The organism is Parafrankia sp. EAN1pec (assembly GCF_000018005.1).
Lineage (GTDB): Bacteria > Actinomycetota > Actinomycetes > Frankiales > Frankiaceae > Parafrankia > Parafrankia soli.
Map to the genome: position 1 here is coordinate 314,555 of NC_009921.1, position 26,907 is coordinate 341,461.

The 26,907-nt window shown below is 72.4% G+C and carries 39 protein-coding genes, 1 tRNA gene and 1 pseudogene; 26 read left to right on the forward strand and 15 right to left on the reverse strand.

The window, feature by feature from the left end:
• Positions 1-85: 85 nt before the first annotated feature.
• The 4 genes from FRANEAN1_RS01215 to FRANEAN1_RS42865 all read left to right on the forward strand — a co-directional run bounded on the left by FRANEAN1_RS01215 (position 86) and on the right by FRANEAN1_RS42865 (position 1,943).
• Entirely contained in the window at positions 86-493 is a 408-nt protein-coding gene (locus tag FRANEAN1_RS01215) for a hypothetical protein (RefSeq protein ID WP_198145441.1), read from the forward strand.
• A 160-nt stretch (positions 494-653) separates the two neighbouring features.
• Positions 654-742 (forward strand) — tRNA-Ser (locus FRANEAN1_RS01220).
• A 189-nt stretch (positions 743-931) separates the two neighbouring features.
• On the forward strand, positions 932-1,381 hold the full coding sequence (locus FRANEAN1_RS42860; RefSeq protein ID WP_041253556.1) for a hypothetical protein: 450 nt from the start codon (positions 932-934) through the stop codon (positions 1,379-1,381).
• A 79-nt stretch (positions 1,382-1,460) separates the two neighbouring features.
• A complete protein-coding gene (locus tag FRANEAN1_RS42865) occupies positions 1,461-1,943 on the forward strand; it encodes a hypothetical protein (protein ID WP_347176932.1) in 483 nt (160 codons plus the stop codon).
• Here FRANEAN1_RS42865 and FRANEAN1_RS42870 read toward each other — a convergent pair.
• A pseudogene (locus FRANEAN1_RS42870) lies at positions 1,943-2,365 on the reverse strand (hypothetical protein); the annotation flags it as partial. The gene FRANEAN1_RS42865 and the pseudogene FRANEAN1_RS42870 overlap by 1 nt on opposite strands.
• Positions 2,302-2,886, reverse strand: a complete 585-nt coding sequence (locus FRANEAN1_RS01235) for a hypothetical protein (protein WP_157472240.1) — start codon at positions 2,884-2,886, stop codon at positions 2,302-2,304. The pseudogene FRANEAN1_RS42870 and the gene FRANEAN1_RS01235, both read right to left, overlap by 64 nt.
• 111 nt (positions 2,887-2,997) lie before the next feature.
• On the opposite strand from FRANEAN1_RS01235, the gene FRANEAN1_RS01240 reads away from it, so the two are divergent.
• From FRANEAN1_RS01240 to FRANEAN1_RS01310, 15 genes are all read left to right on the forward strand, one after another.
• Positions 2,998-3,213 (forward strand): helix-turn-helix domain-containing protein, encoded by a 216-nt coding sequence (locus FRANEAN1_RS01240; protein ID WP_012157705.1) that lies wholly within the window; start codon positions 2,998-3,000, stop codon positions 3,211-3,213.
• Positions 3,210-3,485, forward strand: a complete 276-nt coding sequence (locus tag FRANEAN1_RS01245; RefSeq protein ID WP_347176933.1) for a hypothetical protein — start codon at positions 3,210-3,212, stop codon at positions 3,483-3,485. The genes FRANEAN1_RS01240 and FRANEAN1_RS01245 overlap by 4 nt, the downstream gene beginning before the upstream one ends.
• A gap of 32 nt (positions 3,486-3,517) precedes the next feature.
• Entirely contained in the window at positions 3,518-3,784 is a 267-nt protein-coding gene (locus tag FRANEAN1_RS01250; protein WP_041253563.1) for a hypothetical protein, read from the forward strand.
• Positions 3,781-6,423 carry a hypothetical protein gene (locus tag FRANEAN1_RS01255; RefSeq protein WP_012157707.1) on the forward strand — a complete coding sequence of 881 codons (2,643 nt, stop codon included), beginning with the start codon at positions 3,781-3,783 and terminating at the stop codon, positions 6,421-6,423. The genes FRANEAN1_RS01250 and FRANEAN1_RS01255 overlap by 4 nt, the downstream gene beginning before the upstream one ends.
• Positions 6,420-6,608: a hypothetical protein gene (locus FRANEAN1_RS01260; RefSeq protein ID WP_347176934.1), complete on the forward strand. Its 189-nt coding sequence runs from the start codon at positions 6,420-6,422 to the stop codon at positions 6,606-6,608. The genes FRANEAN1_RS01255 and FRANEAN1_RS01260 overlap by 4 nt, the downstream gene beginning before the upstream one ends.
• Entirely contained in the window at positions 6,605-6,799 is a 195-nt protein-coding gene (locus tag FRANEAN1_RS01265; protein ID WP_041253565.1) for a hypothetical protein, read from the forward strand. The genes FRANEAN1_RS01260 and FRANEAN1_RS01265 overlap by 4 nt, the downstream gene beginning before the upstream one ends.
• A gap of 78 nt (positions 6,800-6,877) precedes the next feature.
• Entirely contained in the window at positions 6,878-7,453 is a 576-nt protein-coding gene (locus tag FRANEAN1_RS01270; RefSeq protein WP_012157708.1) for a hypothetical protein, read from the forward strand.
• A 76-nt stretch (positions 7,454-7,529) separates the two neighbouring features.
• Positions 7,530-7,766, forward strand: coding sequence for a hypothetical protein (locus tag FRANEAN1_RS01275; protein ID WP_012157709.1), 237 nt, complete (start codon positions 7,530-7,532; stop codon positions 7,764-7,766).
• A gap of 55 nt (positions 7,767-7,821) precedes the next feature.
• A complete protein-coding gene (locus FRANEAN1_RS01280) occupies positions 7,822-8,079 on the forward strand; it encodes a hypothetical protein (RefSeq protein WP_157472242.1) in 258 nt (85 codons plus the stop codon).
• Between the two features lie 316 nt (positions 8,080-8,395).
• On the forward strand, positions 8,396-8,881 hold the full coding sequence (locus FRANEAN1_RS01285; protein WP_012157711.1) for a hypothetical protein: 486 nt from the start codon (positions 8,396-8,398) through the stop codon (positions 8,879-8,881).
• On the forward strand, positions 8,878-9,321 hold the full coding sequence (locus FRANEAN1_RS01290; RefSeq protein WP_012157712.1) for a hypothetical protein: 444 nt from the start codon (positions 8,878-8,880) through the stop codon (positions 9,319-9,321). The genes FRANEAN1_RS01285 and FRANEAN1_RS01290 overlap by 4 nt, the downstream gene beginning before the upstream one ends.
• 351 nt (positions 9,322-9,672) lie before the next feature.
• Positions 9,673-9,978, forward strand: coding sequence for a hypothetical protein (locus tag FRANEAN1_RS01295; RefSeq protein WP_041253567.1), 306 nt, complete (start codon positions 9,673-9,675; stop codon positions 9,976-9,978).
• A 32-nt stretch (positions 9,979-10,010) separates the two neighbouring features.
• Positions 10,011-10,976, forward strand: coding sequence for a hypothetical protein (locus FRANEAN1_RS01300; protein WP_041253568.1), 966 nt, complete (start codon positions 10,011-10,013; stop codon positions 10,974-10,976).
• Entirely contained in the window at positions 10,973-11,185 is a 213-nt protein-coding gene (locus FRANEAN1_RS01305) for a hypothetical protein (protein WP_012157714.1), read from the forward strand. Before FRANEAN1_RS01300 ends, FRANEAN1_RS01305 begins: the two co-directional genes overlap by 4 nt.
• Positions 11,182-11,772, forward strand: a complete 591-nt coding sequence (locus tag FRANEAN1_RS01310; RefSeq protein WP_012157715.1) for a hypothetical protein — start codon at positions 11,182-11,184, stop codon at positions 11,770-11,772. The genes FRANEAN1_RS01305 and FRANEAN1_RS01310 overlap by 4 nt, the downstream gene beginning before the upstream one ends.
• An 87-nt stretch (positions 11,773-11,859) precedes the next feature.
• Here FRANEAN1_RS01310 and FRANEAN1_RS40575 read toward each other — a convergent pair whose 3' ends face one another.
• From FRANEAN1_RS40575 to FRANEAN1_RS01320, 3 genes are read right to left on the reverse strand one after another with little or no spacing between them, the layout of a single operon-like run.
• Positions 11,860-12,048, reverse strand: coding sequence for a hypothetical protein (locus FRANEAN1_RS40575; protein WP_157472244.1), 189 nt, complete (start codon positions 12,046-12,048; stop codon positions 11,860-11,862).
• Positions 12,045-12,266, reverse strand: coding sequence for a hypothetical protein (locus FRANEAN1_RS01315; RefSeq protein ID WP_041253570.1), 222 nt, complete (start codon positions 12,264-12,266; stop codon positions 12,045-12,047). Before FRANEAN1_RS01315 ends, FRANEAN1_RS40575 begins: the two co-directional genes overlap by 4 nt.
• Positions 12,263-12,520: a hypothetical protein gene (locus tag FRANEAN1_RS01320; protein ID WP_012157716.1), complete on the reverse strand. Its 258-nt coding sequence runs from the start codon at positions 12,518-12,520 to the stop codon at positions 12,263-12,265. Before FRANEAN1_RS01320 ends, FRANEAN1_RS01315 begins: the two co-directional genes overlap by 4 nt.
• A gap of 155 nt (positions 12,521-12,675) precedes the next feature.
• Here FRANEAN1_RS01320 and FRANEAN1_RS01325 point away from each other — a divergent pair, with 155 nt between their 5' ends.
• Complete coding sequence (locus FRANEAN1_RS01325) at positions 12,676-12,906, forward strand: hypothetical protein (RefSeq protein ID WP_012157717.1); 231 nt, start codon at positions 12,676-12,678, stop codon at positions 12,904-12,906.
• 221 nt (positions 12,907-13,127) lie between these two features.
• Here the strand turns inward: FRANEAN1_RS01325 and FRANEAN1_RS01330 are convergent, their stop codons facing one another.
• From FRANEAN1_RS01330 to FRANEAN1_RS01345, 4 genes are read right to left on the reverse strand one after another with little or no spacing between them, the layout of a single operon-like run.
• Entirely contained in the window at positions 13,128-13,502 is a 375-nt protein-coding gene (locus FRANEAN1_RS01330) for a hypothetical protein (protein WP_012157718.1), read from the reverse strand.
• Entirely contained in the window at positions 13,499-13,750 is a 252-nt protein-coding gene (locus FRANEAN1_RS01335) for a hypothetical protein (RefSeq protein WP_041253572.1), read from the reverse strand. The genes FRANEAN1_RS01330 and FRANEAN1_RS01335 overlap by 4 nt, the downstream gene beginning before the upstream one ends.
• Positions 13,747-13,980, reverse strand: coding sequence for a hypothetical protein (locus FRANEAN1_RS01340; protein ID WP_012157720.1), 234 nt, complete (start codon positions 13,978-13,980; stop codon positions 13,747-13,749). The genes FRANEAN1_RS01335 and FRANEAN1_RS01340 overlap by 4 nt, the downstream gene beginning before the upstream one ends.
• Positions 13,977-14,372, reverse strand: coding sequence for a hypothetical protein (locus FRANEAN1_RS01345; RefSeq protein WP_041253574.1), 396 nt, complete (start codon positions 14,370-14,372; stop codon positions 13,977-13,979). The genes FRANEAN1_RS01340 and FRANEAN1_RS01345 overlap by 4 nt, the downstream gene beginning before the upstream one ends.
• 125 nt (positions 14,373-14,497) lie before the next feature.
• On the opposite strand from FRANEAN1_RS01345, the gene FRANEAN1_RS01350 reads away from it, so the two are divergent.
• The 3 genes from FRANEAN1_RS01350 (at position 14,498) to FRANEAN1_RS01360 (ending at position 16,871) form a co-directional block, all read left to right on the forward strand.
• Entirely contained in the window at positions 14,498-14,692 is a 195-nt protein-coding gene (locus tag FRANEAN1_RS01350) for a helix-turn-helix domain-containing protein (RefSeq protein WP_012157722.1), read from the forward strand.
• 866 nt (positions 14,693-15,558) lie between these two features.
• Positions 15,559-15,906 carry a hypothetical protein gene (locus FRANEAN1_RS01355; RefSeq protein ID WP_235014917.1) on the forward strand — a complete coding sequence of 116 codons (348 nt, stop codon included), beginning with the start codon at positions 15,559-15,561 and terminating at the stop codon, positions 15,904-15,906.
• A 155-nt stretch (positions 15,907-16,061) separates the two neighbouring features.
• Complete coding sequence (locus FRANEAN1_RS01360) at positions 16,062-16,871, forward strand: hypothetical protein (protein ID WP_012157724.1); 810 nt, start codon at positions 16,062-16,064, stop codon at positions 16,869-16,871.
• Between the two features lie 42 nt (positions 16,872-16,913).
• On the opposite strand, the gene FRANEAN1_RS01365 is transcribed toward FRANEAN1_RS01360, so the two are convergent.
• The 4 genes from FRANEAN1_RS01365 to FRANEAN1_RS01380 form a co-directional block, all read right to left on the reverse strand.
• Positions 16,914-17,342 carry a DUF3817 domain-containing protein gene (locus FRANEAN1_RS01365; RefSeq protein WP_012157725.1) on the reverse strand — a complete coding sequence of 143 codons (429 nt, stop codon included), beginning with the start codon at positions 17,340-17,342 and terminating at the stop codon, positions 16,914-16,916.
• Complete coding sequence (locus FRANEAN1_RS01370; protein WP_012157726.1) at positions 17,339-17,881, reverse strand: hypothetical protein; 543 nt, start codon at positions 17,879-17,881, stop codon at positions 17,339-17,341. The genes FRANEAN1_RS01365 and FRANEAN1_RS01370 overlap by 4 nt, the downstream gene beginning before the upstream one ends.
• Positions 17,882-18,462: 581 nt before the next feature.
• Complete coding sequence (locus FRANEAN1_RS01375) at positions 18,463-20,049, reverse strand: hypothetical protein (RefSeq protein ID WP_012157727.1); 1,587 nt, start codon at positions 20,047-20,049, stop codon at positions 18,463-18,465.
• A gap of 151 nt (positions 20,050-20,200) precedes the next feature.
• Entirely contained in the window at positions 20,201-21,244 is a 1,044-nt protein-coding gene (locus FRANEAN1_RS01380; protein WP_347176935.1) for a SigE family RNA polymerase sigma factor, read from the reverse strand.
• Positions 21,245-21,643: 399 nt separating this feature from the next.
• Here FRANEAN1_RS01380 and FRANEAN1_RS01385 point away from each other — a divergent pair, with 399 nt between their 5' ends.
• From FRANEAN1_RS01385 to FRANEAN1_RS01395, 3 genes are all read left to right on the forward strand, one after another.
• The gene (locus FRANEAN1_RS01385; RefSeq protein WP_347176936.1) at positions 21,644-21,916 is read left to right on the forward strand and encodes a hypothetical protein; all 273 of its coding nucleotides are present in this window, start codon (positions 21,644-21,646) and stop codon (positions 21,914-21,916) included.
• 42 nt (positions 21,917-21,958) lie between these two features.
• On the forward strand, positions 21,959-22,951 hold the full coding sequence (locus FRANEAN1_RS01390) for an NAD(P)H-quinone oxidoreductase (protein ID WP_083788141.1): 993 nt from the start codon (positions 21,959-21,961) through the stop codon (positions 22,949-22,951).
• A gap of 102 nt (positions 22,952-23,053) precedes the next feature.
• A complete protein-coding gene (locus FRANEAN1_RS01395; protein ID WP_041255262.1) occupies positions 23,054-23,617 on the forward strand; it encodes a bacterial proteasome activator family protein in 564 nt (187 codons plus the stop codon).
• Between the two features lie 43 nt (positions 23,618-23,660).
• Here FRANEAN1_RS01395 and FRANEAN1_RS01400 read toward each other — a convergent pair whose 3' ends face one another.
• Entirely contained in the window at positions 23,661-25,190 is a 1,530-nt protein-coding gene (locus tag FRANEAN1_RS01400) for a metallopeptidase TldD-related protein (RefSeq protein ID WP_012157731.1), read from the reverse strand.
• Positions 25,187-26,758 (reverse strand): TldD/PmbA family protein, encoded by a 1,572-nt coding sequence (locus FRANEAN1_RS01405; protein WP_012157732.1) that lies wholly within the window; start codon positions 26,756-26,758, stop codon positions 25,187-25,189. Before FRANEAN1_RS01405 ends, FRANEAN1_RS01400 begins: the two co-directional genes overlap by 4 nt.
• Positions 26,759-26,907: the final 149 nt, after the last annotated feature.

Below are 26,907 nucleotides of genomic sequence, written 5' to 3' on the forward strand. Positions count from 1 at the left end.
ACACAATCAAACCGATCTTGCTCGGACCACCTGAGGCGACCGGCACGATGGGCGTGGCGCGAGGCCGACGACGGAGGAGAACACGGTGGACCACGAAGACACTGATGGTCCGTGGTGGGTGCACTGCCGGTGTGGTGAGCTCAACGGCGAACATCCGACCGAAGCCGACGCCCGTGCGGCGGCGGATGGCCATTCGGCCTCGGACAGGCGATGCGGCGAGATCTCGATGAGCGCCTGCCGACCGGGCGTCGGCTTCGTGCCGATGTTCCTGCTGGGCGACGACAGCTGCACCGACGCGACGACCGATCAGGAGGCCGACGGCCAGTGGCAGGTCACCTGCTCCTGCGGCGCGCTGGACAGCCTGCGCTTCCTCACCGCACAGGACGCCCAGGAGGCGATGGACGATCATCTCGACGCCGAGGACGACCGCGCCCGCGCGCTCTTCGAGCAACTCGCCGGGGATGGCTTCGAGGGCCGCCTCCGCCGCGGCTGACGAGCCGGGGTCAGGGGCCTTTCGTCTGCCGACCGAGACAGTCGGGTGATGTCCCGGACACCACGGCCGCGGGCTGTGAGATCCTGGTCAGGTACCCGGCGGCACATGACAGACGAACTCCGGCAAGCCGGACACAGCCTGGCAGAGTCTCCGCAGGTCAGGAGGGCTCGCCTAGTGGCCGATGGCGGCGGTCTTGAAAACCGCTAAGGGGAGTGATCCTCTTCGTGGGTTCGAATCCCACGCCCTCCGCGCTACCAGGCGCTTTCCGGCGTCTGGCGCTGTCGCGGACTGCGTCTCCGGTCCGGAATCGGCGCCGGTGCCCACAGGGTGCCCACGCCGTGCGGACCGGGGCACCGCGGCAGCCACCTTCTCCGCCGCCCCCTGGCCGGCCGAACGCAGCAGGTGGACGTACAGCGTCCCCGTGATCGCTGTCGTAGCGTGACCGAGCCGCTTGGACACGAGCGCCAGGTCGACCCCCTCGGCAAGCTGGATGCTCGCGCTGGAGTGCCGCAGATCGTGGAGCCGCCGACGGGAGAGCAGGTCCCGGCCGAGCTCGGCCCCGACCTCGACGTCGACCGGCAGCGGCTCGGCCAGGTGCAGCCGGACCCGGCCGCCGCGCACCCCGGACACCGCGGTGACCGTCACGTCGCACACCGGCTCACGGTCCACGTACAGCGTCCAGGTACCGACCGGGTCCGCGTACCGGGTGCCGACGTCCAGCGTCGACGTCTTCGCCGCCGCCGGGACCCGCACCGCGGCGCACAGCCCGGCCTGTCGGGCGATCTGCTGCATCCTCGTCGACACCCACACCGGAGTCAGGTGCCGCCCGTCGGGCCTGGTGAACATCAGGTTCTCGAGCTGGACGGGCCGACCGTGCTCGTCGGGTAGGGCGCCGTTGTTCCACCCGGGTCCGGCCGTGTCGCGCTCGGCGTCCTGGGCGATCTTCTGCGCAAGCAGGGATCCGAGGGTGGTGGCGTCGAGGTCGACCACCCGCCGGCCGGATCGCGTCTTCGGTGCCCAGACGCCACACTGGCCGCCGTTCTCCGTGATCTGCTGCGTCACGGTCAGCACCGACCGGGCGTCGTCGAGGCCCGTCCAGGTGGCGCCGCAGGCCTCCCCGCGGCGCAGGCCGTGCAGCGCGATCAGTTCCCAGAGCGCGGACAGCCGGTCGCCCGCCGCCTGGTCCAGGAACGCGCCGACCTCCTCGGCGCCCCACGGGTCGACCTCCGGCTGGGAGTACTCCGGCAGCTCGACGCCGCCCGCCGGGTTGAACGGGATCATGCGCTGCCCGACAGCGTCGTTCAGCGCGTTCCGCAGGGTCGCGTTGATCCTGGCGATGGTGGCCGGGCCGGTCGGCCGCGGCTTCCCGGCGTTCGCGGTCTGGATCTGCTGGTACGCCTGGTCGATGTGGTGCGCCCGGAGCGCGACGAGCGGCAGAGCGCCGAGATAGGGCTTCAGGTGGACCCGGATGTGACCCTCGTACGAGCGGCGCGCGGTCGGGCGTAGCCGCCGCTTCCGGGTGAGCCAGTCGTCCAGGTAGGCCCCGACGCTGAGTCCGCCGATCGCCTGCTGACCCGCGCGGACCTTCCCGATGGCCTCCTCGGCCCCCTCCTCGGCCTTCTTCTTCGTGGCGAACCCGCTGTCGCTGATCTCCGTCTTCCCGACGAGGGGGACCAGCTCCTTCGGGACCCGGAACCGGTACGCCCATGCGCCGTGGGTGCGCTGCTCAAGCTGCGGGCATTTCCCGCGTGGGTAGGTCCGCCCGGTCTGCGGGTCCCGGCAGCCGCACCGGCGCTCAGCCTTGACCTTCACCCCGTGGCCCCCCGTCTCGCTGGCGCGAGCAGTCCACGCCGGCGCGCTTCCTTGATCCATCGATGCACGGTCGTGACCGGCACCTCGGCTTCGGCCGCGATGACGGGCGCGGGCTTCTGGCCGTTCTGGGCGAGCGCCGAATAGGCCCCGGCGACCTCCTCGAGAAAGGCGTCCGGGAGCGCGCGTCCCTCCGGCCGCCGGAGGGGCGCGCGCTCGACGGTCGGCGCGTCCGGGATTGGAGGTCTCGGCGGAGCCTTCTTTGTCGGCGCGCTGACCGGCTTCCCGTAGGTGGTGGCAAAAGTGGCCGCGTAGCCGCGGAGATCGGGCGCCACGATCGGCAGGCGACCCGCTACCGAGTCCTGCCCCCGCATCCCGTTCGCCCATGCTTCGGCGTCCTCCAGCGGGACGGAGCGCAGATGCCGCGCGGTGATCGGCTCGTCGGCGCCCTCCAGGAACAGGTCTCGCGGACGGAGCCGCCCGCGATCGTCCGGCTCGAACCGGACATAGAGCCATCCGGGCAGCCGCGGATCGTTGATCCGCACCCACCCGCCGTTGCCTGGTTGCCCTTCGCTGGGTGCCACGGACGCATCTTGGCACACCTGAGCGACGAAGTGAGACCCACCTAGACGATGTGGGACGGCATCGTGTAAGACTGGTCGAAGTCAGCCATACTTCGACTACTGGAGGCCGACATGGTCGTGCCGCGGGATGCGGACGCTGGCCCGACGCGACTGCTCTATCGACCGGAAGGCGCTGCGCGACAGCTCGACATGTCACGGGCGAAGCTCTTCAGGCTCCTTGCGAGCGGCCAGATCGACAGCGTCAAGATCGACGGAATCCGGCGGATCCCGCACTCGTCGCTGGTTGCCTATGTCGAGCGCATCAGCGCGGAACAGAGCGCCGCGTGATCGCGTCGACCGAACTGCGGGCCCGGCGCGCGGTGGAGCTTCCGCCGGAGCGCGGTCGCTGGACGGCCGCGCAGCTGCGCGCGCTGCCCGTGACAACCGATCTGGCCACGGCTGGATCGGTGCTCGACATGGGCCTGACAAAGGCCCGCGAGCTTGCCCGTGCTGGCCAGTTCCCGGTGCCCGTGGTGAAGCACGGCGAACGGTATGTGGTGCCAACGCGGCCGTTGCTCGCCCTGCTGGGCGTCGAGCCGGGGGAGGGGACCGCCGCGTGATGAGCCCCCCGAATGGAGAACGCCGCCCCGGGATGGGTTCCCAAAGCGGCGCAAGAGTCTCCGCGGCCAGCGACGACAGATCTCAGCGTAACCCGCGCGCCCAGGTCGAGGTCACCGACACCGACGTCCGCGTGATCGCGAAGTTCTCGCCCGACCTTCGGGATGGACTGCGCACCCTCGGCGCCCACTGGGTGCCGGGCCACTGGTCGGTGCCGGTCGAGCACCGGGCCGAAGCGGTCGAGATCGTTGCCGACATCCTCGGCGCTCCCGTCGTGGACGACCTGCGGGGTGGCCGGTGACTGCCGCGGCGCCGCTGGAGCGGTTCGCGGACGCATACACGGCCGCTACCGGCTGGGGCATCGACCCCACCCGGGCGCAGCAGGACGTCCGGTGCCCAGCCCACCCGGACGGTTCGCCGTCGCTGTCGGTTGGCACTGGGCGCGACAGTCGGGTGCTGCTGACCTGCCAGGCCGGGTGCGACCTGGACGCGATCACCGCCGCCGTGGGCCTGGTCCAAGCCGACCTGTTCCCGCCGCGCGACGAGCAGGTGAAGCCGCAGATCGTCGCCTCGTACCCGTACACCGACGAGCAGGGGACCTTGCTGTTCACGGTCCACCGCAAGGAGCCGGGCAAGGACGGCGCGCGCAAGCAGTTCGTCCAGCAGGCCGCCGACGGATCGTGGAAGACCAGGGACATCCGCAAGCCGCTGTACCGCCTGCCTGACGTCGTCGAGGCGGTCAAGAACGGCACGACCATCTACGTCGTCGAGGGCGAGAAAGACGCTGATCGACTCGCCGGGTGCGGCCTGGCAGCCACCACTTGCCCACAGGGTGCCGGGAAGTGGAAGCCGGAGCACACGACCACCCTCGACGGCGCCGCCGACGTCCGGATCGTCGCGGACGACGACGGGCCGGGCCACAAGCATGCGGCCCACGTCGAGGCTGCGCTGCGTCCCGTCGTGCGGTCAGTGCGGATGCTGCTGCCGGCCGCAGGCAAGGACGTCTCCGACCACCTGAACGCCGGTCACGGGCTGGACGACCTGCGCCCGCTCGTCGACGACGAGGGCCAGGCGCCCGCCGCGGCTCCGCCGGCCGCCACCGATGGTGGGAAGGGTGAGCGGGGCCCGTCGCAGGCATCCCAGCTCGTCACCCTTGCCCGTGAGCGGTACGAGCTGTTCATGTCCGAGGACGGCCGTCCGTACGGGGTGAAGACGGACGGGCCGAACATCGCCCTTCCGCTGCGCGGCCGGGCAGGCCTGCGCTCCCAGCTCGCCCGGATCTACACCGACACATCCGGCGGGGCGGTGCCGTCTGCGTCCGCGCTGGCGGACGCGATGACCGTGCTGGAGGGCATCGCACAGTCGGTCGACCCGCGGGTTCCCCATCTGCGGGTTGCTCGCGACGATGACGGTCGGATCGTGGTCGACCTCGGCGCATCCGACGGCCGGTGCGTGATCGTCGGCCCGGCCGGCTGGGAGCGTGCCGGGCGGTCGCCGGTGCTGTTCCGCCGGTCGGGCGCGATGAAGCCGCTACCGGACCCGGTACGCGATGGTGACGGCCTGGCGAAGCTGCGCGGCCTGCTGAACACGACCGAGGCCGGTTTCCGGCTGCTGGTGGCGTGGCTGGTGGCCGCGTTCATCCCGGGTATCCCGCACCCGATCCTGACGTTCCGGGGTGAGCAGGGCACCGGCAAGTCGTACTCGGCGAAGATGGTCATCGGGATCGTCGACCCATCCGGCGCGCCGAAGCGGACCGCGCCGCGCGACATCAAGTCGTGGGCCACGCAGGCGTTCAACTCGTGGGCGCTGTGCCTGGACAACGTGTCGATCGTCCCGGACTGGTTGTCGGACGCGCTGTGCCGCGCGGTCACCGGTGACGGCATCGTCGACCGGGCGCTCTACACCGATGACGACGTGGTGGTGCTGGAGTTCCGCCGGGTCCTGGCCATGACGACCATCGACGCCGGGGCGCTGAACGGCGACCTCGCCGAACGGCTCCTGACCATCGAGCTGCGCCTGATTCCCGACAGCGCGCGGCGCGAGGAAGCCGACCTCGACGCCGCCTACGCGGACGCGCACCCAGCGATCCTGGCGTCCCTGTTCGACCTGCTCGCCAAGGTCCTGAAGGCGCTGCCGGATGTCGTACTGACCGAGCGTCCGCGGATGGCGGACTTCGCCCGGGTCCTGGCCGCGGTCGACAAGGTGACCGACTGGAAGACGCTGGAGTCCTACAAGGACACAGCGCGGGACGCGGTCGCCGATGTCCTCGATGGCGAGCCGTTCGCAAAGGCCGTCGTCGAGCTGGTCGACCGGTCCGGGCCGGATGGCCTGTTGCTGACGGCGTCGGAGTTGCTGGAGAAGGTGGCGACCCCGGACCGGCTGCCGAAGAAGTGGCCGAAGGACGCAACCCGTGCCAGTGGGCAGCTCAAGCGGCTCGCACCCGCGCTGCGCACGATCGGGATCGACGTCGACGACTCCCAGCGCGGGCCGAAGCCGAAGAAGCAGCGCCTGCTCCGGCTGACGGCATCCACAGAGAGAAGGTGCGAAACAGCGGTCCCAGCGTCCCCCGACGGCCAAAACGGGCCGCTGACCTGGGAAAACAGGGGGGACGCTAGCGAATCCTTCACAGCGTCCCCCCTCGACGCATGGGGGGACGCTGTGGACGTCGAGGGGGACGCTGACCCGTTCGTAGCGTCCCCCCACGACACCGGCTCTGACCTGCACGAATACGGCAGGGGGGACGCTGGGACCGCTGGGGACGCTGAAATGCACCCACTCTCTGAACAGGTCACCACCGGCGTCGTGCTGCACATCGCTGACCACGCGCCCACCGACATCCCGCCCGGCGCCGCCGGACCGTGCGTCACCTGCCACCGGACCACCCGCCGCTACGGCGCCGGTGGCAACCCCCGGTGCCCGCGATGCCGGGAGGCGTCGTGATCGCCACCGCCGCTCTCCGCGCCGAGACGGCCGCCCGCGTCGAGGGCCAGATCGCCGCCGCCGGCCGGCGCGCCGCTGCCCGTCGCGCCGCGGACCGGACCAAGCGCCGCCGCCGCGATGCCGGGCTGGTCGCGCGCCACAACCGCAAGGAGGCCCGGATCCGGGCCGGACTGGAGACCCGATGACCACGACCTCGATCGTCACCGTGACGATCGCACCCACCGCCCGCCAGCTGATCGACGGCGGCCAGTGCTCGCAGCTGTGCCTACTCGCCGTGGGTCCGCCCCGCGGCTGCACCTGCCGGTGCGGTGGTGAGTTCCACGGCCAGCTGCTCGACGCCGCGGTGACCGTCGAGCAGGAGCCGGCGGCGGCATGACCTCGACGCGGTGGGCGCGCGGTCCGCCGGCCGGGAGCGCGACCGGACATCGACCAGACGACCAAGGAGAAGACCACCATGACGACCACCGAGAACGTGGTGCACGACCACCGGTTCACCTGCGGGCTGTGCCGGCTGGCAACCGAGATGGTCAGCGAGGACGAGCACCGCCACCACGTCGAGGCGTTCGGCAGGCTCGGCGCCGCGGACGTCGAGCTGCTCGACAACCTCGACGCTGCCCGCGCGCTGAGCGACTACGTCAGCCGGATCTTCAGGATCGAGGCCTGCTTCGACTCATGGGACAACGACCAGTCCCTGATCCTCTTCAACTCCAAGTCCCCGGGCGATGTGGAGCCCATCGGCGACGTCGCCAGACGGTACCTGGAGATGGCGCGCACCTGGTACGACGCCGCGGCGGCTCTCGCGGACGACCTGGGAGCGCCCTACTGGGTGCCGGGGATCCCGGACAACCCGCTGCGTGAGATCACCGAGGCCGCGATCGCTGAGGCTCTGTCCGCCCGTAACAAGGTGCTCGTCTCCTGGGCCCGCCTGACGCTCGGCACCGCCGGGCCGACTCCGACGATCGTCGGCGAGCACGTGGAGACCGACAGCACGGCCGTACTGGTGCGTGGCAGCGCGCTCCGCACCGCCTGACCCACCAACGCCGAGCGGCGCCGTGGAGACCACCCACGGCGCCGCTACCGGACTTCGACCAACAGAAGGATCTCACGTGATCAAGTCCAGCTCCATCACGGTGTGCGCCGAGTGCGAATGGCGGACCCGGTTCGCCTTCCATGCAACCGACGAGGCATTCCAGGGGCACACCGACCACACCATGCCGATGATCTCTGCCCACCTGGAATCGACCGGGCATGCCGTGCGCACCACCGTCACCACGTATCAGTCCGGCCCGGACGGTGAGGACGAGACGACGGTGATCCGCATCGGTCCCAAGATCGCAGCCTGACCGCCCCGCCCGCCCCGGTGACGGCCGGGGCGGGCCCGACCCGATGGAGGTGCTCATGCACGACCGGATCGCGCACGACGTGCAGCCCGTCCACCCGGTGGCCGTCGAGGTCGCCCGACGCGCGTTGGCCACCGTCACCCGGCATGCCCGCGGGCCGGAGGACCTGGCCCTGCTCGCCGAAGCTCTCGGCCTGCCGCTGACCGCGGGGGGAGGGCCTCCTGCTCCAGGTGCCCGTACCGGGTACGTCGAGCTGGCGCGGGCGGTGGCCCTCGTCGACGAGGGCCAGGCCCCGGGCGTCGAGGTGGGGCTGTGAACGCCCGCCGTCGGCGCAGGGCATCGGCCGGCTACCTGGTCCGCCGGCAGCTGCGCGGCGGTGAGCTCGACGTGTGCCCGCGCTGCCGTGGCCGGCTGGGCCGGAGATCCGCCCCGTCCGTCATGACGGTCACCAGGTCCGTGTACGTGTGCCAGTGGTGCGTGGTCGCCGAGCGATGGGACGCCGAGCGTGTGCCGCTCCGGCTGTGGCCCGTGGCACGCCGCCCATGGCTGCGACCCGAACCGCCGAGCGTGACGCCGCGGTGGTCGCTGCCAGGGTCACCGCCACCTGTAACCGTTATCGAGAGGAGATCAGCATGAGTGCAGGACGTTCCGGGGGTCGCTCGGGTGGGTTCGGTGGTGTCGACGCCGCCGACTACGCCACCCTGCGGCGCCGAGTGCGCGGCTTCTCGGCCGACCTCGACAAGGAACTGAAGAAGGCGCTGAAGGCCGCCGGGGACATCGGGGTCCAGGCGGTCCGGCAGCAGATCGCCACGGTGCCCGCCTCCGGCTCGGGCCGTACCAGCCTGCGCGCCACGGTGGCACGCAACACCCGGACGCAGGTCCGCGCCAAGGACGTGCGGGTGATCCAGGGCGCCCGCGGCATCACCGGCAAGAACGCCCGCGGCCTACCTCGCCGCCTGAACCAGGACGCCCCCTTCCAGCACCCGGTGTTCGGCCGCGGGACGGTGTCACAGCGGCCGTGGCGGCACTTCGACAAGCCGATCGAGTCGAAGCGCGCGGCGATGACAGCCGAGGCAGAGGCCGCGCTGAAGCGGGCTGTCGACCGGATCGCGGAATGAGCCGTTCAACCGAGGGGGGAGGGGATGCCGCCCCCTCCCTGCTGCGGGTCCTGGTCGCCACCCGCCAGACCCAGGGCCAGGAGCCGGGGGACTTCACGTGGGCGGTACCCGGGGAGCTTGTCCGGGCCTCGGACATCTGCGCCCGGGACGAGGGTGACCCGGACGGGTCGTGTGGGTGTGGCCGGTCGTGGGTTGGTCTGGCATCTGGCCTGGCGACCACGACCGCGCTCGTCGCCGAGCTGGCGTTCACCCGCGCCGCGTACCTGGCCGCACACGTGGACGCCGAAGCCGCCGCCCTGATCGTCGATGGCCTCGGCCCGATGGACGCCGAGCAGGTCGAGCACGTCGAGGCGTGCGCCGCCGACCTGCTCGACGTGGCTGCCGAGCTACCTGTCGGCACGGTCGTGGGCCATCGCCTCGACGAGGTGATCGTGCGATGACCAGCGCCGGTGCGCGGTGGCGTGGGCCTGGCGGTGCCCGCCCCACCCTGCTCCCGTCGCCGCTCCCATCACCAGCTACACACGGTCGCGTAACCGATCAGTCACGCCGAACGCAGGTAGTGAACTGTCGGACGGGCCGCCGGGCTGAGAGGCCCTGTACCGGCGGACCCCCCTCACGACCCCACCCCGAGCCGCTCCGGACCGCCAGCGGCCCCGTGGTCCGGGGTAGGGGGGTGGGTCGGCGACGGCCAGCAGGAGCCCGTAGCGACCCGCCAGTCTCCCTTTTTTCTCTCCCCGACCCCACAGAGCCCAAGTGATCATGACCATGTGTGACCGGCAGGAGGTGCCCGGATGAGGTCCAGGGGGACGACGACGGAGCGCGGATACGGCTACGCGCACCGCCGGGAGCGGGCCCGCCGGCTGCCCTCGGCCTGGGGTACGCCGTGTACCCGGTGCGGCCAGGCGCTGGTACGCGGGCAGGAGATCCACCTGGACCACACCGAGGACCGGACCGGCTATCTGGGGTTCGCGCACGCCCGCTGCAACCGCCTGGCTGGTGCGTCCAAGGGCGGCCGGGCGAGCCACCGCGGCCGTCGGCGTACGAGGACCACCCCGCCGCCGGTCATCCCGCCCGGGCGCCCGTCCCGCGACTGGTAGTCGACCACCACCACCACGAAAGGATCATCACCATGCATCAGGCACCCGACCTCGGCGACGAGGTCCGCTACCGCGCTCAGCTCTGGACCGTCACCAAGGTCACCGGCAGCCGCGTGGAGCTGCGTCGCGGCGGCGGCTACACCGCGTACCAGTACGCGACCGCCCACCACCGGGAGCTGCGCTTCGAGCGGGCCGGTTCGTCGAGGTGGAAGCGCCCGGCCGAGCCGGAGCCGTTCGACGCGGACGGGTTCGTCCGGGCGGTCGTGGCCGGCGCCGTCGAGCGTGCGCAGGACGCCGCTGAGGCCTACCACGTCGCCAACCCGCTGCTGACCGCCTACCACGAGGGTGCGCACGCGATCGTGGCGGACGCCTATGGCATGGAGCTGATCGGCGCGTGGGCGGACCCGTCGTCCGACCGAGCGCGGCAGGGGCAGACCGACTACTTCGCGTGGGGCAGCACCGACCTTGCCCGCGTGGAGTCCGCCGTGGTGGCGCTGGCCGGCAAGGTCGGCGAACGGATGTGCCCGGCCTGGCGCGACGACCAGGATCTCGTCTCGGGCCATCACGACGACCTCGACCAGGCCCGCGCCGTGCTCGGCGACGATCCGGCCGTCATCCGCGCCATGGAAGATCAGGCCCGCGCCATCCTCACGGAGCGTGCCGGCACGCTGGAGCACCTGGCGGAGCTGCTCGTCGCCCGCGGCGCGGACGGCGTCAAGGGGGCGGAGCTTGAGCGCATCCTCTCCACCCCGCGTACCCGGCTGCCGTCGCAGCGAGAGGACCGCGGCCACGCCGGACAGCCGATGACTCACTGGTCAGACCGTGCTCGTCATGGCCACTGGTGCGGCCGGAGCGTGCCCTGCCCGCCGGGCTGCGCCGAGACGCTGCCGTACACGTCCGCCCCGCCGCCGGCAGGACTGCGCGACCTGATGGACCGGGCTCGTTCCGCTGAGCGGGCCGGCGGTGCCTACCGCGCCGCCCCCGGGTGGGCCGCGTGATCGCGATCGACGCCGGCGCCATCCGCGGCCGGGCCCGCGATGTCGACCTGGCGCGGGTCGTGCTGACCGTCCTGGCTGCCGCGCCCTACCTCGTCGGCTGGGTGGCCGCCCGGCTGGTCACCCTCACGATCGCCGCCGCCCTGTTCGCCGTCACCGCGGTTGCCCTCGGCTACCGCGACGTGCGGCCCGCCTCGAAGGAGAAGAAGTGACAACGATCATGGACCCTGTTCACACGCACCGCCCGATCAGCGAGAGCGCCGACCCCGTTGCCCGCGCCGAGTGTTCCTGGCACGCCAGTGCCCACCTGGTGGCCGGGCTGTCCGTCGGGCTGGACCCGTGGGAGCTGGACCTGGCCGACCCGTGCGCGAGCCTGCCCGTCCTGCCGGACACCTACGGCGGCATCCGGCAGGATGCTGTCATCGCCGCCGCCGGCCGGGTTGGTGAGCGGATGGCCCCCGGCCGGCTGGACCGGCCCCGGGTGACCATCGTCTGCCCGGGTGACGTCCCGGCCGTGCCGGTGCAGCACGGGTTGGACGACGAGGTTCTCGAGGTCGCCCGGCTGTGGTGGCGCCGCATCGACGCCATCGGCCAGGCCCTCGAGGTCGCCGGCCGCCTGGCCGCCAAGGACGCGGTCGCCCTGTTCCGCGCGGACCTCGAGGCGCTCCCGCGCTACCCGCTCGGCGATGGTGAGCCGGCCCGGCTGTCGGTGCGGGTGTGGGGATGCGTCGAGGCCGGAGATCTCCGCGGCGAGATGGCCGCCCGGCGGCACCTGGCCGCCCTGGGCTACGGCGCCTGACCACCGTCGAGGCCCTCGGATCCACGCAGACGCGCGAACGGCCCGCCCCCGGTGTGATGGGGACGGGCCGTTTCGTCGCGTCCGACGTCAGCTCGAGACCGGAGCCGACGGGTCTTCCTCCCAGACGAGAACGTGGTCCAGGGCGCCACCCTCGTACGTCTGCGCCCACGTCAACCGCGCATCCGCCGGCACCCGCTCAAGGATCATCCCGAGCAACGCGTCTCGAGAGCTGCCCGCCGGCACGGCCAGCTCCACCACCCGGACGGGCCCGGTCACCGCCGTGCCCCGGCGAGACGCGCGGGCAGCAGCCGGTACCGGGCGATGCCTTCCAGCGCCGCCCACTGCCGCGCCGTCGTCTCCGACCCGAACGGGCTGACAACCTCGACGTCGGCGCCCTGGTCGTCCTCGACGACGAGCCCGACCATCGGCATCCGCAGCTTCCCTCTGGCGGCCGCCGCGCGGTGGCGGGCCGCGGCCACGTGCGCGGCGGTCACCGCGGGATCGGGCCGGGCCGGCCGAACTGCATCTCCGCGACGCCATCCTCGTCGACGGCGGTCCCGAGCCACGGGGCGAGCGCGGGCACCTGGAGCTGGAGCGCCAGCCCGATCTCCGCCGCGGTGACGCCGTGGTCGATCTGGACGGTGGTCCCGCCGCTGTGCGGCAGGACGTGCACCTCGGGCCGGCGGGGCGCCTGGGGGATGCGCGGGGCGGGGCGCAGCGGCTCGCGGTCAGGGCATGCTGTAGCCATCGGGCGGGTCTCCTCCGCTCGGGCCCGGCGGTGTCACGACCGACCGGGCCATCTCTTTCTGCGCGTCCAGGACGGCGCGCTACGAGGTGGTCACGCTAGCGCGTCCCCACCCGGGCGGGTAGACCTGCCGGCCTATCCGGCCGGTCTCGCCGAGCATGCCGACCGTGGCCACACCTGCCGACGAGCCGGCCCGCCCCGGCGACCTGATCGACATCGCCGGTGTACGGGCCCTCCTCGGAGTCGGCAAGGCGCGCGCCTACCAGCTGTCTCGGGACAAGTCCTGGCCCGACCCGTGGCTTGACCACCCGCAGCTCCGGCTGTGGCTGCGCGCGGACGTCGAGGCTTGGCTTGACCGGCACCGCCCCGGCTGGCGCGACGAGCACTGACCGCCCCGACAGCGTTGCCCAGACCAAGGCTGTCGTCCCCACTGTCGCCTGTCGTGTCGCCTGTCGTGTCCTGTCCCCGCGACTGTCGCCTGACCCCCTGAGCAGGCCTTACGGGGGCGACACGACAGCAGGCGACAGGCGACACGACACGACAGGCGACAGCTCCCAGGACAGCGGAAGGCCCGCCCGGGTGGAGTGCCGGGCGGGCCCTGGTCGAACGGTCAGGCAGCGTCCTGCTCAGCCTCAGCCGCCCGGTCCCGCGCGGCGCGCCGCTCATCGTTCCGTCGGCGGAACGCGCCCGTGAACATCCGCTCCGCCACATCGACGATCAACTCGGCGTCGGTCACGTTGATGTCCGGGTCTCGGTCCGGCGCCTGCTCCGGCTGTCCGGCTGCCGCCCACGTCGCCCGGTCGTCCCGGTCACCGCAGGCGTCGGCCACACCCATCAACACCGACGTCAGCCGCGACAGCAGTTCCACCGTGCTGTCGCTCAGTTCCTCGTACTCCGTCGGCCCGAGCAGCGCCCGGCTGATGTCCGTGAGCATCCAGGCCGTGTCCATCCGGCGCTGCGTCGGGCTCGGCTTCCACGTGCTCACAGGGAACCCCCAAGGTTCAGATCGGCCAGCAGCGCGTAGGCGACGCCGTGCTCGTAGTCGGAACGGGCGTGGGCCCGGATGGCCCGGTCGAGCTGGCGCACCAGGGGCAGCAGCTCGATAGCCGCGGCGTCGGTGAGCATGTCCGGCTCGGCGCGGGAGTCGTCGACGGTGACCGCCATCGCAGCCAGGTTCGACAGCATCTGCGCCATCTCGAACCGCTCGCCGATACCGAAGTCGCTGACGCTCACAGGGCACCGCCAGTGCGGGCGGTGTGCCACGCCGCGGCCTGCTCCGCCACCGCTGCCAGCTGGTGGAACCACTCGGCCGCCGCCTGGTCCTCCGCCGAGAACGAGGCGGACATCCGGATCTCGCCCGGCAGGATCACCTGCGGGGGCAGATCGGGCAGCGTTGCCAGCTCGAACCGTGGCGCCAGGTCGGTCGGGTCGATGTACAGCGACGAGGTAAGCCGGGTGCTCATCGGGTCGCCGCCACGGCCTCGAGAGACGCGCGGGTGACACCGGATCCGGCTCGGATCAGCCTGCCCGACGAGGGTGCGCAGTACCGGCGGATGGTGGCTACGGAGACGCTGAGCCGGGCGGCCGCGACGTCGAGGGTGACGATGTCGTCAGGGGCCGGATCCGGGAGTGGCGGTTCCGGATCCGGGGTGACGGCAGGCTTTCCATCTGGAAAGCCTCGTCCGTCGAGGGTGGCCAGGTCGGCGATGACGTCCGCCCGGGTGACGGGCAGGCCGGATCCGGCCAGGTGCGCGTGCCGGATGACGACCCTGGCGCGCTCGGTCGGCGAGATCCGCCGGGTGAGGGTGAGCAGCATCGTGGCGATGAACGCCACGACTGAGAAGATGTGGGACACGGTTCGCTCCTGCTTGCTCAGGATCGGATCGGGTCCTGGCCGGGGGGTAGGAGCCTCGGCCAGGACCACTTGGGCAGTGCCCAAACTACGCGCCCCTTGGGTACTGCGCAAGTACCATTTCGCCCATGGGGATTCCGAAGCTCTGGACGTCCAAGGACGTCGCCGGCCGGCTCAAGGTCAGCTCAGAGCGCGTGCGCCAGCTCTCCCACCGCGACGACTTTCCCGACCCGGTGGGGGAGGTAGGCCACATCCGGGTGTGGGCCGAGAGCGACGTCGAGGAATGGATCAAGAAGAACCGCCCCGACAAGGCGGACGGGTGACCGACCGTCACCAGCGCGCGGTGCCCGCACTGGTGCCCACACGGTGCCCGCGCCGGTAGCGGTTCCGGCCGTTTTCGGCCGGTCGTCCGCACCCCTCCGCGAGTCAGAAACCGCTGTGGCACAAGGGAAAACGGCTACAGCCGATCGTGCGTATTCGGGTGTTCCTCGTTCTTGAAAACCGCTAAGGGGAGTGATCCTCTTCGTGGGTTCGAATCCCACGCCCTCCGCTCTGTGATGTCTCGGGACATCGACATGGCCCTGAACCCACGATCCTGGGTTCAGGGCTTCGTGGTTTTCGGGCCCGGCCATGCGGGATCTCCCGGGGGGCCGGACCCCCGGGCGGGGGACGGGCGGGCGGCGCATATGGGGTCGTGACGGCATCGGGGGGTGGCGGCAGACTCGGTGATGGCAAGCGGGTGACGGGGGTAGGGCGCTTTGGTCGGGGGGCCAACGTCCAATCACACCCGCGGCTTGGGCGCACGCCGGCACGGGGGCGGCGTGCGGTAGGTGGTGGGCACCAGTCCGGGGGGATCCGGTGCCCACCACCCATCCGAACGGACCGGTGAAGTGATCGTCTGGACTCACCCGATCAGGCCAGGTCCCCCCGGGAGGTGGACGCGCCCCGCAGGTGGGTCTGCGGCGCGATCGTGCGTCCTTCGCGCGGGAGCCCAGGTAGCGGGCCTGCGTGGCCGCCTGGAAGGGCCAAAAGCGGGCCGTACGAACAAGAACTCTGAAGAGTCGACGCCCGGTTGCGTGACGCTTGTGCCGGTGTACGACAGGATGGCCCGGTGCCTCCCCGCCGCTCTACTGGTCGGCGCGCGATCCCGGCCCCGCTCGCGCCGAACACCGCCCCACGTGCCGTTTCGGTGACGTTGCCGATCCGTCCGGGCCCGTCCGCCCAGCAGGCGCTGCCCATGCCGGTCGAGTCCTCCCGTCAGCCCGCGCGCCTGCGCGACTTCCCCACCGCGATGAGCTGTGGCGGCTGCGCCGAGCACTGGTCCGATCTTGAGGCAGCCCACTGCCGGGCGTGTCATCAGATCTGGCCGTCGGCGGTCGGGTTCGACGATCATCTCGTCGAGTGCCCGGCCGCGCCCGAGATCGCCCCGCGTAAGCCGAAGCGGATCCCGGACCAGCGTCGACGTCCAGCAGAGGGCGCGGAGGCCGGGCCCGACGTCCCCGCGGACGCCGCCCGCGACGAGTGGAACGTCGCCTGACACCGACCGGCTGACGGGTCCCGCGGGGCAATCTGGCGCGGACGAGCCGGCCATAGGGCGCAACGGCCCGGTCGGCGGGTCCTCGAGCTGCTACGTTCCGGCGCGGGAGCGCGGTTGGGCGTTCCGCTAGGGCGTGCGCGGGGCGGGAGGACGGCATGACCGTGTGCGGGCTGCTGCGGCTGGACGGCGCGGATGTCCGTCACTCGGCGCTGACCGGGATGCTCGCGGCTTCCTCGATCGGTCTGCCCGCCGCGCGTCGCGTGCACCTGGATGGTCCGTTCGGGGTGGTGACGGCCGCTGACAGCGCCACCGGCCCGATGCCGTCCGTGCTTGTGGGGCCGTCCGGGCTGGTCATCGTGATCGCGGAGCATGCCGCGGACGGGTGGGTCGTCCCCGGCGTGGGGTCGGTGACCGTGCTACGGCCGGGGAGATCATGGCGGCCGGTGCCGCTGCGCTCGCTGCGCGGGGGGAAACCGGACGGAGACGCCGTCCACCTCGGAAAACGGAGGGACCCAGGTGATCTGGGTGATGCCAGCGGGACTGTTGACGATGAGCTCGGTGATCTGGGATCGCGCGGGGAGCGGGACCGGGCGGCTGACGGAGATCACGGCACGGGAGTCGCGTCCGCGCTGATGCGTGCGTACCGGGCGGCTGGCCAGCGCGCGCTGGAGACGCTGGGGGAGCACCTGCTGGCGATCGTCTGGGAGCCGGGCCGCCGGCGGATGATCGTGAGCCGTGGTGGCCGGCGTGCGGACGAGCTTGTGGTCTGGTCCGACGGGCGGTACTTCGCGTTCGGGATGGAGCGGGCTCAGGTCCTCGCGGCGCGGCCGTTCGGGCTCGCCCGGCCGCGCCGACTCGCGGCCGGGGAGACCCTTCCCGTCACCGTCGCGACCAGGATCCGGCGCCCGCCGTTCGTGGACCTCCCCGAGCCGCGGGGGAGCGAGGCCGACGTCCCGGCGACCTGACGACCTGGTCTGCTGCCGGCAGCGGCGGGGTGGGTGCGGTGCCTAGACGGGTGCCCGGCCGGTGCCGGCAGCGCCGGCGAGCCCGGCGCGGACGAGCCCGGCGATCTTCCGCTCCGCGACGAAGGACAGGAAGGGGATCGTGCCCGCGAGCATGACCAGGACGGTCCGGCTGGACGGGAGGCGGATCCGGCTCGCCAGATCGAGCGTCGCCGCCAGGTAGACCATGTAGAGCACGCCGTGGATCGGCCCGATGGCCGCCACGACGGACGGCTCGTCCGCCAGGTACTTCAGCGGCACTCCGACCACGACCAGCGCGATCAGGACGACGCCGACCACATAGGCGATGATCTGGTAGCGCAGGAGCGCGGACCTGACCGCGGCGGGCGCGGAACGCCCCCCACCGGGCGTTGCCGGCCGACCGGACGCCGGGGCGGCCGACCGTGACGTCACGGGGTCGGAGGATGCCGTCACCGGCGGTCTCCCTTGGTGTCGTTGTCGGAGCCAGCGGCGTCGCGTTCGTACAGCGACGCGAGATAGCGGTTGTAGGCGGCGAGCTCGCGGTCCTCGTCGGTCTCCACCTCGGCCAGCGGATCACCAGCCAGCGGATCACCAGCCGTCGGACGGCCGAGCCGGGCCGGCGCGGACGTCACCGCCACGGTTCCGGCTTTCCCCTGGCGCGGTACGGCCACGAGTGAGCCTGGTCCGTTCAGGGGGTCGCCGCCCGTGGGAGCGGGCGCCTCGGGCGCGATGCGCCCGCCCTTGCCCCACTGGGGTCCCGGATCGTCGGGGTCGCGTGGGCGGAGATCCTCGGAGATCATGCGATACCACCAGTAGACGACGAACGCGGCGAACATCGGCCATTCGACGCCGTAGAAGAGGTTCTGCATGCTGCCGTGATCGGATTCGCCCTTCGTCCACTGCCAGACGCCCATCCGGAGGAAGAACGCGATCAGGAGGAGCGCGAGCGCGTGACGGGCGAGCCACCACGGGGAGAGCAGGATCCTGCGCACGGGACCGACGCTACCCGCCGGGTTGGGCCGGCGGGTACAACAGACGATCCGGACGTGGCGGACGCCTCCTGCCGGGGCCGCTCCGACTGGTCCGACCGGGCGATTGGCCCGGATCACAGTGTGATCCGGGCCAAGGGCCACCGGGAGGTGCCTGACTGGGCCGGCCGGCGGGAGAGGGCGCCATGGGGAAGTGTGGTGGGAGGGCCTGACGGGCGGAAAGTAACCCTCCCACCGGACGGAGCTCTGGTACCGCTCGGCGGAGGGCGCTTCGTTTGCCGAGCGGCGTACCTGGTGTTCGAGCTTCCGCGCTGTGTGCGGCCCGCCCGCCCGGCTGGGGGGGGTTAGCGGGGATCGGGCGGGCCGGAACGACCACCGCAACCTGGCGCGGAGTACGGCGGTGCGTTCATATGTCCAGTCGCTTCGGACCGTGTGCCAGGTTGCCATCTTTCGCGATGTTTTTTTCTGTTGTCTGGGAAGAGTCCTTTGATGGGTATCGGTGTTTGCCTGGTGTCTTTCGTGTTCTTTGGTTGGCTACTGTGTGGCGTGGCTGAAGCGGTTCGGAACCCGTGCCGCGGCAGTCCTCAGTAGAGGACTCCCGCCGCGAGCGTGAGTAGCCCGACGCCCGAACCGGCCGCCACGGTGACGGCGATCGAGCCCTGACCGCGGGGAAGCCACACGGAGAGCACCCCGTCGGCGTCCCCCCGCTGCCGGGCACTTAGTGCCACGCTGCGCGACCAGGCGTTCCGACCATCGCCCACGGTGACGCGCACGCTGCCGTCCGGGGAGCCCAGATAGAGATCGAGGCGCCGCGCCTGGCCGGCCAGGGCCACGTCCAGCCGTACGGAGCCCTCGACGACCAGTCGGTCGTCGTCGCGGGAACCGGAGCTGACGGGCCGGCCGCCGTGCCAGGAGAAGCGGTTGGCGAATCCGCCCGAGCCGGAGCCGGGGCCGCGCTCGATCCGGGCGGTGCCGATCCCGGGCCGCGGGATGTCGGCCCGGGTCTGGACGCCGTCCGCGCCGAACAGGACCCAGTCGAGGCACCCCGCCGTCGGCAGGCTCACTTCCTGGCCGCGGCTGAACGGCGCCGTGGACACGCTGACACCGCCCGAGCCACCTGAACCGCCGGAGTCGCCGGAGTCGCCGGAGTCACGCCGTGCGCCGTCGCGACCCGGGGGCGTGTCGGCTTCGCCGGAGCCGCGGTCCGCGGAGCCGGAGCCGTCCCAGTCGCCGGAGTGGCGCGAGTCGTCGCGGCGGGGAGCGGCGTCGTTGCCGCCGCTGCCGCCACTGCCCGGCCGGGTGTCCTGCGGCGCCGATCCGCCCGTCCCCTGGTCAGATTGGGACGCCGGTCCGTCCGGCGCGCCGGACGGTGCCGCGCTCGTGCCCGCGCCCTGGGACGGAAGACCTTCGGGGCTCAGCACGGCCGGGTCCCCGTCGCCCGGCGCCGGACTCGGTGGCCCGGCGCTACTCGGAGCGGGGGTGACGCCGAGGCTGTCGGCCGGTGACGCATTTCCGGCATCGGCGGAGGCTGTGCGGGGAATCCGGGTCGGCGCGGCCGTCACGGTGCCCGTGTCCGGCCGGGGGGTGAACAGGGTGCCGCTCAGCAGGACGACGCCGACCAGGGCGGTCGCGGCCGTGCCCACGACCGTGGGGATGAGCAGGCGTGGCCGCGTCCGGCGAGGGCGGCGCTGGCGCGCGGTCGCGCGCGGGCGTGCGGCTGCTCCCGCTGGCGGTGGGGTTCCTGCCGGTCCTGGTTCTACTGGTCCTGTCGACGGCGTTGGTCCTGTTGGCGGCGGTGCTCCTGCCGGGGATGTCGTCCCTGCCAGCGGCGTTGTTCTCGGCGCCGGGATCACCGGGTGATCGACCGGCCGGGCCGCGGGCGCCAGGTGCCGGGCTGCCGACGGGTCCATCGCGGCGATGCGGGCACGGATGCGTTCTGTGTCCGGATCGTGCTCCGTGAGCTCGCGGGCCAGTAGGGACCGCAGCGTGCTGGTGAAATCTTGGGAGGACGGCGGCGTGGCCGTGGCCGCTCCGGAGCCGTCGCTGACGGGCGCCGAGGCCGCCACCGAGCCGGTCTCAGCTCGATCGCCGGTGCCAGCCTGACCGCCCGCGGTGCCGTGACCGTCCACCCGGCGGCGGGAAGAGCTCGAGATGAAACGGTCCCTGATCATGACATGTCCATTATGAGACCCGCGATCGTCGTGGGTACCGCTCACCGCCGTACACAGTCATGGTGTGAGGTCTCCAGGATCCGAGGGCGTCTCGCCGGAGGAACGTGCTGGTGGGTCCTCCTTTGTGCGCTCCGGGGTCTTGGGAGTGTTCTCAGCCCTCGCTGCCGCGGAGCCGTCCGGGTGCCTCGCTGTCGCGCAGCCGGTTCAGCGCCGACCGGGCGACGCTCGCCGGATCCGTTCCGCCGGCCGCACGCCGGCGGCCGCGCGTGGCACCGGCTCGGCGCGGTGCCTGCGGGGCCAGGGGGCGCGCGTCCGGTTTTCGGGCCGGGGTGCCGTCCGGCGGGTCGGAGTGGGTCAGTTCGGGCCTGGTGCCGAGTACCCGTTCGAGCTCGGCCACCGCCTTGGATGTCTGGCTCTTCACCGTTCCGACGGAGATTCCCAGCGTCCGGGCAGTGTCCGCCTCGGACAGGTCGAAGGCGTACCGCAGCACGACACACGCCCGCTTCCTGGCTGGAAGGGTCATCAGCGCGGCGCGCAGGTCCACGGCGGCGGGAACGTCGGCGTCGTCCGCAGCGTGCTCGGTACGTTCGGCCAGCATGCCGAGGACGGTCATCCCCCGGCGTTCCCGGATCACCCGCCGCAGCCGGCTGGTGGCCAGATTCGCCACGATGCGCCGCACGTAGGCGAGTGGGCTGTCCGCGCTGCTGACCCGCTCCCACTTGGACCAGGCGGCCGTGAGCGCCTCGGCGGTGAGGTCGTCAGCCGCGTCGTGGTCGCCGGTGAGCAGATAGGCGAAACGCGACAGCTCGCGGTGGTGGCGCTCGAAGAACTCCCGGAACTCGACCGGCGCGTTCAGGGGCGTGCCCGTGCCGCCGGCAGACTCCGGCCCAGCCGCCTCGCCCGGAACAGGCTCGGGGTCCTCCAGGTCGGACCACCCCGCCTCGTCCCGGGCCGTGTGCCGGCCCAGGAGCCGATCATCGGAGCCGGTGAGCCCGTCGTCGGAGCCCTGGCGCTGGGGCAGGGCGCCGCTGGCGGCCGCATCGGTGCTCACGCCCGCGGCCAGGGAGTCCGGGTACCAGTGCGGTCCGCGTCCACGGTGCGCCCCCGCGCTCTGGTCCGGTCGTGGCGGACGCGCCCGGCCGGTGGGCAGGCGTGGCGCATGGACGCCGACGTCCGCGGCGCTGTCCACACTCACCAGGCACACTCCCACGGCTGGTCTTGGCGATACTCGTGTGTCCACGGGCGTCTCCGCCGCGGCCGCGGGAGATCCTTGTTAACGGGTACGACATCGCCGCTCGACCGGACGGTACTCCGTGCCGGAAGTATCGCGAAAGGGGTACATCCCGACGAAATCGCCTCCTGGCCGGATTCGTTTCCTGGCTGGGCGCGTGACCTGGCGGTACCCGTTCCAGGCTCGGGCGGTGGTATCTCGTGCCGGGCTGGTGCCGTCCCTCCTGGGGTTCACGCGCCTGGGGCTGCCGGAGGCGGGGCTGTCGGAGGCGGGGCTGTCGCGGTCGGGGGTTTCGCGGCGGGGGCTTCATGACCGTCGGCGCTGAACGGCGATGTTTCCCGCGGACGGGGTGCGGGGTAGGCGATGTCTATGTCTGCGCTGACTGCTCGGGTGCCGCCTGCCCTGGAGCTGACCGCTCGAGTGCCGCCTGCCCTGGAGTCGCCCGGCCCGGCGCGCGCGCCGGTCGCCACCCCGCGGCGGCCCGCCCCGCCCCCGCTCGACCCGGACGCCCCGATACCGGACGATCCCGGGCCGTTGCTCCCCGACACCCCCGACCTTCCGCCCGCGCCGCACGAGCCGTCCCCTTTCACCCCGCCGGCCCCCGAACGGCCGGAACCGGAGCCGGAACCCGTCTGAGCTCGCGCCGGCGCACCCGGCCCGCGCCGTACAGTGAAGTCCGTGCATGCGGTGACGGTGAGCGCTCCCGGTGGACCCGACGTCATGAGCTGGTCGGAGGTGCCCGACCTCCCGCCGCCCGGCAACGGTGAGGTCACCGTCGACATCGTGGCGACGGCCGTGAACCGGGCGGATCTGCTGCAGCGGCAGGGCTTCTATCCCCCGCCCCGCGGCGCGACCGAGATCATCGGGATGGAGTGCTCCGGCCGGGTGGCCGCGCTGGGCCCCGGGGTCGACGGTTTCGCCCTGGGCGACGAGGTGTGCGCGCTGCTGGTGGGCGGGGGATACGCGACCCAGGTCAATGTCCCGGCGGCCCAGCTGCTGCCGGTTCCCTCCGGGGTCGACCTCATCCATGCCGCGGGCCTGCCCGAGGTCGCGTGCACCGTGCACTCCACGGTCTTCGAGCGCGCGGCCCTGGCGGACGGCGAGGTCTTTCTCGTCCACGGCGGCGCGTCCGGCATCGGCACCTTCGCGATCCAGGCTGTGCGGGCGCTGCGCCCGTCCGCGGTGGTCGCCACGACGGCGGGCAGCGCGGAGAAGCTCGTCCGCTGCCGCGAGCTCGGCGCGCACATCACGGTCGCCTACCGGGACGAGGATTTCGTCGCCCGGGTGCGGGCGGAGACCGGCGGCCACGGCGCCGACGTCATTCTCGACAACATGGGCGCGTCGTACCTGGAGCGCAACGTGGACCTGCTGGCGACCGAGGGCCGCCTCGTCGTGATCGGGCTGCAGGGCGGCACCAAGGGCACCCTGAACCTGGGCGCCCTGCTCCCCAAGCGGGCCAGCGTGCACGCGCTCTCGCTGCGCGCCCGTCCGGACGCGCAGAAGGCCCGGATCGTCGCGGGCGTGCGCGAGGAGTTCTGGCCGGAGGTCGCCGCCGGGCGGATCCGGCCAGTGATCGACCGTGTCCTGCCGATAACCGAGGTCGCCACGGCCCACCGGGTGCTGGAGGAGTCCGGGCACGTGGGCAAGGTCGTCATGACGGTGGGCGGCTGAGTCGGGCGGCTCGGCCGCCGGGGTGAACGTGCCGTGACCGGACGAGATGTTCGACGTGCCACCGGGATGGATTCGTCCGACCAGGAGGGCAGGATGGTGGGCATGACAGACCAACCGGAACCCCGTGTCGTCGTCGTCGGCCCGGACGGCGCCCTGCAGGAGGCCCCCGGCGCGGTAGGCGTCCCGCTCACGCCTTCCGCGGGGCACGGCGGGCGGGCCGGCGACGATGGGCCGGGCGAGGGCAAGAACCCCTTCGCCGGCATGGTGTCCCAGCCGGACAAGGTCATGCGGATCGGCACCATGATCAAGCAGCTGCTCGAGGAGGTGCGGGCCGCACCGCTCGACGACGCCAGCCGCGTCCGGCTCCGGCAGATCCACCAGAGCTCGATCACCGAGCTCTCGGACGGGCTCGCCCCGGAGCTACGCGCGGAGCTCGACCGCCTGTCGCTGCCGTTCGACGAGGACGCGACCCCCTCCGACGGGGAGCTGCGGATCGCCCAGGCGCAGCTCGTCGGCTGGCTCGAGGGGCTCTTCCACGGGTTGCAGACCGCGCTGTTCGCCCAGCAGATGGCGGCGCGGGCGCAGCTCGAGGAGATGCGTCGCCGGGCTCTGCCCAGCGGGCAGCAGCAGGGCGACAACGAGCCGTTCGGCGGCGCCTACCTCTGACGCCGGCGACGCCGGCACCCGCCTGGTGCCGGCGTCGGGCGGGTCAGCTCGCCGGGCTCACCGAGCTCATGTTGAAGTCCGGAATCCGCAGCGCGGGCATTCTGGCCAGCGTGAACCAGTCGGCCCATTCCCGCGGCATCGTCCGCGTGCTGGCACCGATCTCGGCGATGCGGCCCAGCAGGTCCACCGGCGACTCGTTGAACCGGAAGTTGTTGACCGCCCCGACGACCTCACCGTTTTCGATGAGAAAGACGCCGTCCCGGGTGAGGCCGGTGAGTAGCAGGACCTGCGGGTCGACCTCCCGGATGTACCACAGGCAGGTCAGGAGCAGGCCGCGCCGCGTCGAGGTGATCATCTCGTCCAGGGTGGCGGTGCCGCCGCCGTCGAGGAGCAGGTTGTCGACGAAGGGGGTCACGGCGATGCCCTGACCGGCGAGGCCGGCCGCGCCGGCGCTGATGCCGTTGCCGGAGCTGTTGCTGGTGCTGTTCGGCGCGGCGGCCGGGGCGGCCAGGCTCGCGGCGCGCGCCGACGAGCGGGTCTGGACAAGCGCGTTGAGACGACCGTCCCGGATCCAGTCGGTCGGTCCCAGCGGCAGCCCGTTGTCGAAGACACTCGAGGTCGCCGAGGACGCACCAGCCGTCACGAACGGCGCGCTCGTCAGGCCCGCCGCGCTGGGGTCGCTCCACAGGCGCAGGCCGGCGGGGCCGAGCGCCTCGCCCACGCGCGTCCCGCCGCCGGCGCGACTGAACACCGTGCGTCCCTCGGCGGCGTCCCGCCCGGCCGCCGACCAGTACAGGTAGACCATGAGGTCGGCGACGGCGGAGGGGGGGAGAAGCGTCTCGTACCGGCCGGCCGGCAGCTCCACCGACCGGTCGCACCAGCGCAGCCGGGCCCGCAGACGCGCGTCGGTCGCGGCGACGTCCACATCGGTGAAGTCCTGGGTGGACTGCCCGTGCCACACGGAGCCACCGGGGGCGGCGCTCTTCGCGTTCCACTCCACCGAGCCGGTGGGCTGGCTGTGCCGCAGCCGCAGGCCGGTCGACGTCCCGAGCCAGGTCGTGGTGCGGTCGTGCTCGGCGAAACCGAACAGGCGCCGGCCCTCCGCCCGCGCCGCGCCGAACGCCTCGGCCAGGTCGTCGGCGAAGGAGGCGAACACCTCGCTGCTGGTCCGCTCGGCCGGGTCGGTGAAGGACCGGCCGCCGACCGCCGCCGCCGCGGGCACGACCAGGTCGCTGTAGTCCTCGGCGTCGTCTGATTCGCGTGCGGCCGCCTCGGATGCGCGGACCAGCGCCTCCAGGCCCGCCAGATCGGCCCCGACGCCCGGCCCGTCCACCGTCGAGGTGGAGCGCACCCCGAACGAGCGCCCGATCACGCTGATGATGGTCACGGAGCGGTCACGCGCGGCACCGTTCGTGGTGAGCGTGTTGTTCGCCCAGCGCAGGTTCACCGTGCTCGACTCGCTGGCGATCACGATCGCGCCGTCCGCGCGGGACAGCTCCAGCGCCCGTTCGAGGATCTCGTGCGAAGCACGGATCGCCTGTGTCGTGCCCGTCACCAGGAGCCCCTCGCTCATCGGCCGCCCTCGCGGCGCGTGTTCAGGATGTTGACGTCGCGGAACAGCGCCGACGGGCAGCCGTGGCTGACCGCCGCGACCTGGCCGGGCTGGCCCTTGCCGCAGTTGAACGCCCCGCCCAGCACGTAGGTCTCGGGGCCGCCGACGGCGTCCAGCGAGCCCCAGAAGTCCGTGGTGGTCGCCTGGTAGGCGACGTCGCGCAGCTGGCCGACGATCCGGCCCTTGCGGATCTCGTAGAACCGCTGCCCGGTGAACTGGAAGTTGTAGCGCTGCATGTCGATCGACCAGCTCCGGTCGCCGACCACGTAGATCCCCCGGTCGACCCGGCCGATCAGGTCCTCCGTGGACGGCCCGCCGGGCGCGGGGAGCAGTGAGACGTTCGCCATCCGCTGGATCGGTACATGCCCGGGGGAGTCCGCGAAGGCGCAGCCGTTGGAGCGGTCCACGCCGAGCGTGGACGCGTTCTGCGCCGCCATCCGCCGGTCGAGCTGGTAGCCGACCAGGACACCGTCGCGGACGATGTCCCAGCGGCGGGTCTGCACGCCCTCGTCGTCGTAGCCGATGGTGGCCAGGCCGTGCGGTGCCGTCCGGTCGCCGGTCACGGTCATCGCCGGTGATCCGTAGCGCAGCGACCCGAGCTTGTCGAGCGTGGCGAAGGACGTCCCGGCGTAGGCGGCCTCGTAGCCGAGAGCCCGGTCGAGCTCGGTGGCGTGCCCGACCGACTCGTGGATCGTCAGCCACAGGTTCGACGGGTCGATAACCAGGTCGTAGCGCCCCGGTTCCACCGACGACGCCTTCGCCTTCTCGGCCAGCAGCGAGGGGATGAGCTCGGTCTCGGACTCCCAGTCCCAGCAGCCGGCCGCCGAGCCGCCGACCATCCACTCCCAGCCGCGGCCGGCCGGAGGCGCGATGGTGCGCATGGACTCGAAGCCACCCGCCGGGTCGACCCGGGTCGCCTCGAGCTGGCAGAGCACGCGGACCCGCTGCTGGGTGGTGTCCGTCCCGGCGGTGTCGGCGTAGAACTTGTTCTCCATGACGGCGGCGAACCGTCCGTCGACGTGATCGACGTCCTCGGCGGAGTACAGCGACCGGCACAGCCCGCCGATCCGCTCGACCTGGTCGCGCGGATCGACCGAGAACGGGTCCGTGGCGTAGCTGGAGACCCAGGTCGCGCCGGCGTGAACGGGCTCGTCGGCCAGCTCGACCGGCTCGGAGTTCAGCGGCCGCGCCACCTTCGCCATGGCGACGGCCTCCCGGGCGACCCGCACGGCCTCATCCACGGTCAGATCCACACCGGCGGCGAAGCCCCAGGTCCCGTCGTGGACGACGCGGACGGCGAAGCCCGCGGTGACACCGTCCGAACGGCTCTCCAGGCCGGCGTCGCGGAACGACAGCGACGACTCCTTGAGACGTTCGATCCGGATGTCGGCGTGGGCGGCACCCAGGTCTCGGGCGGCCTGGAGCGCGGCGTCGGTGAGGGCCGCGGTGGGCAGCGCGCGGAACTCCTCGTCGATCTCGTGCGGCGGCAGGGCCGGCTCGGCCGGATCCCGGGGAACGGAGGTCGCCATGCTCCTATCCTGGCCTCCTCGACCGCCGGCAGCGCCATCGCATGCGACTCCGCCCGGGATCCGCGTAGCCGGGGTTACCGGAGCCGGTGACAGAGCCACAAAGGGGCACGCGAGTGGGTCTCCGGGTCGGCCTCCCCCCGAGCTGAGGC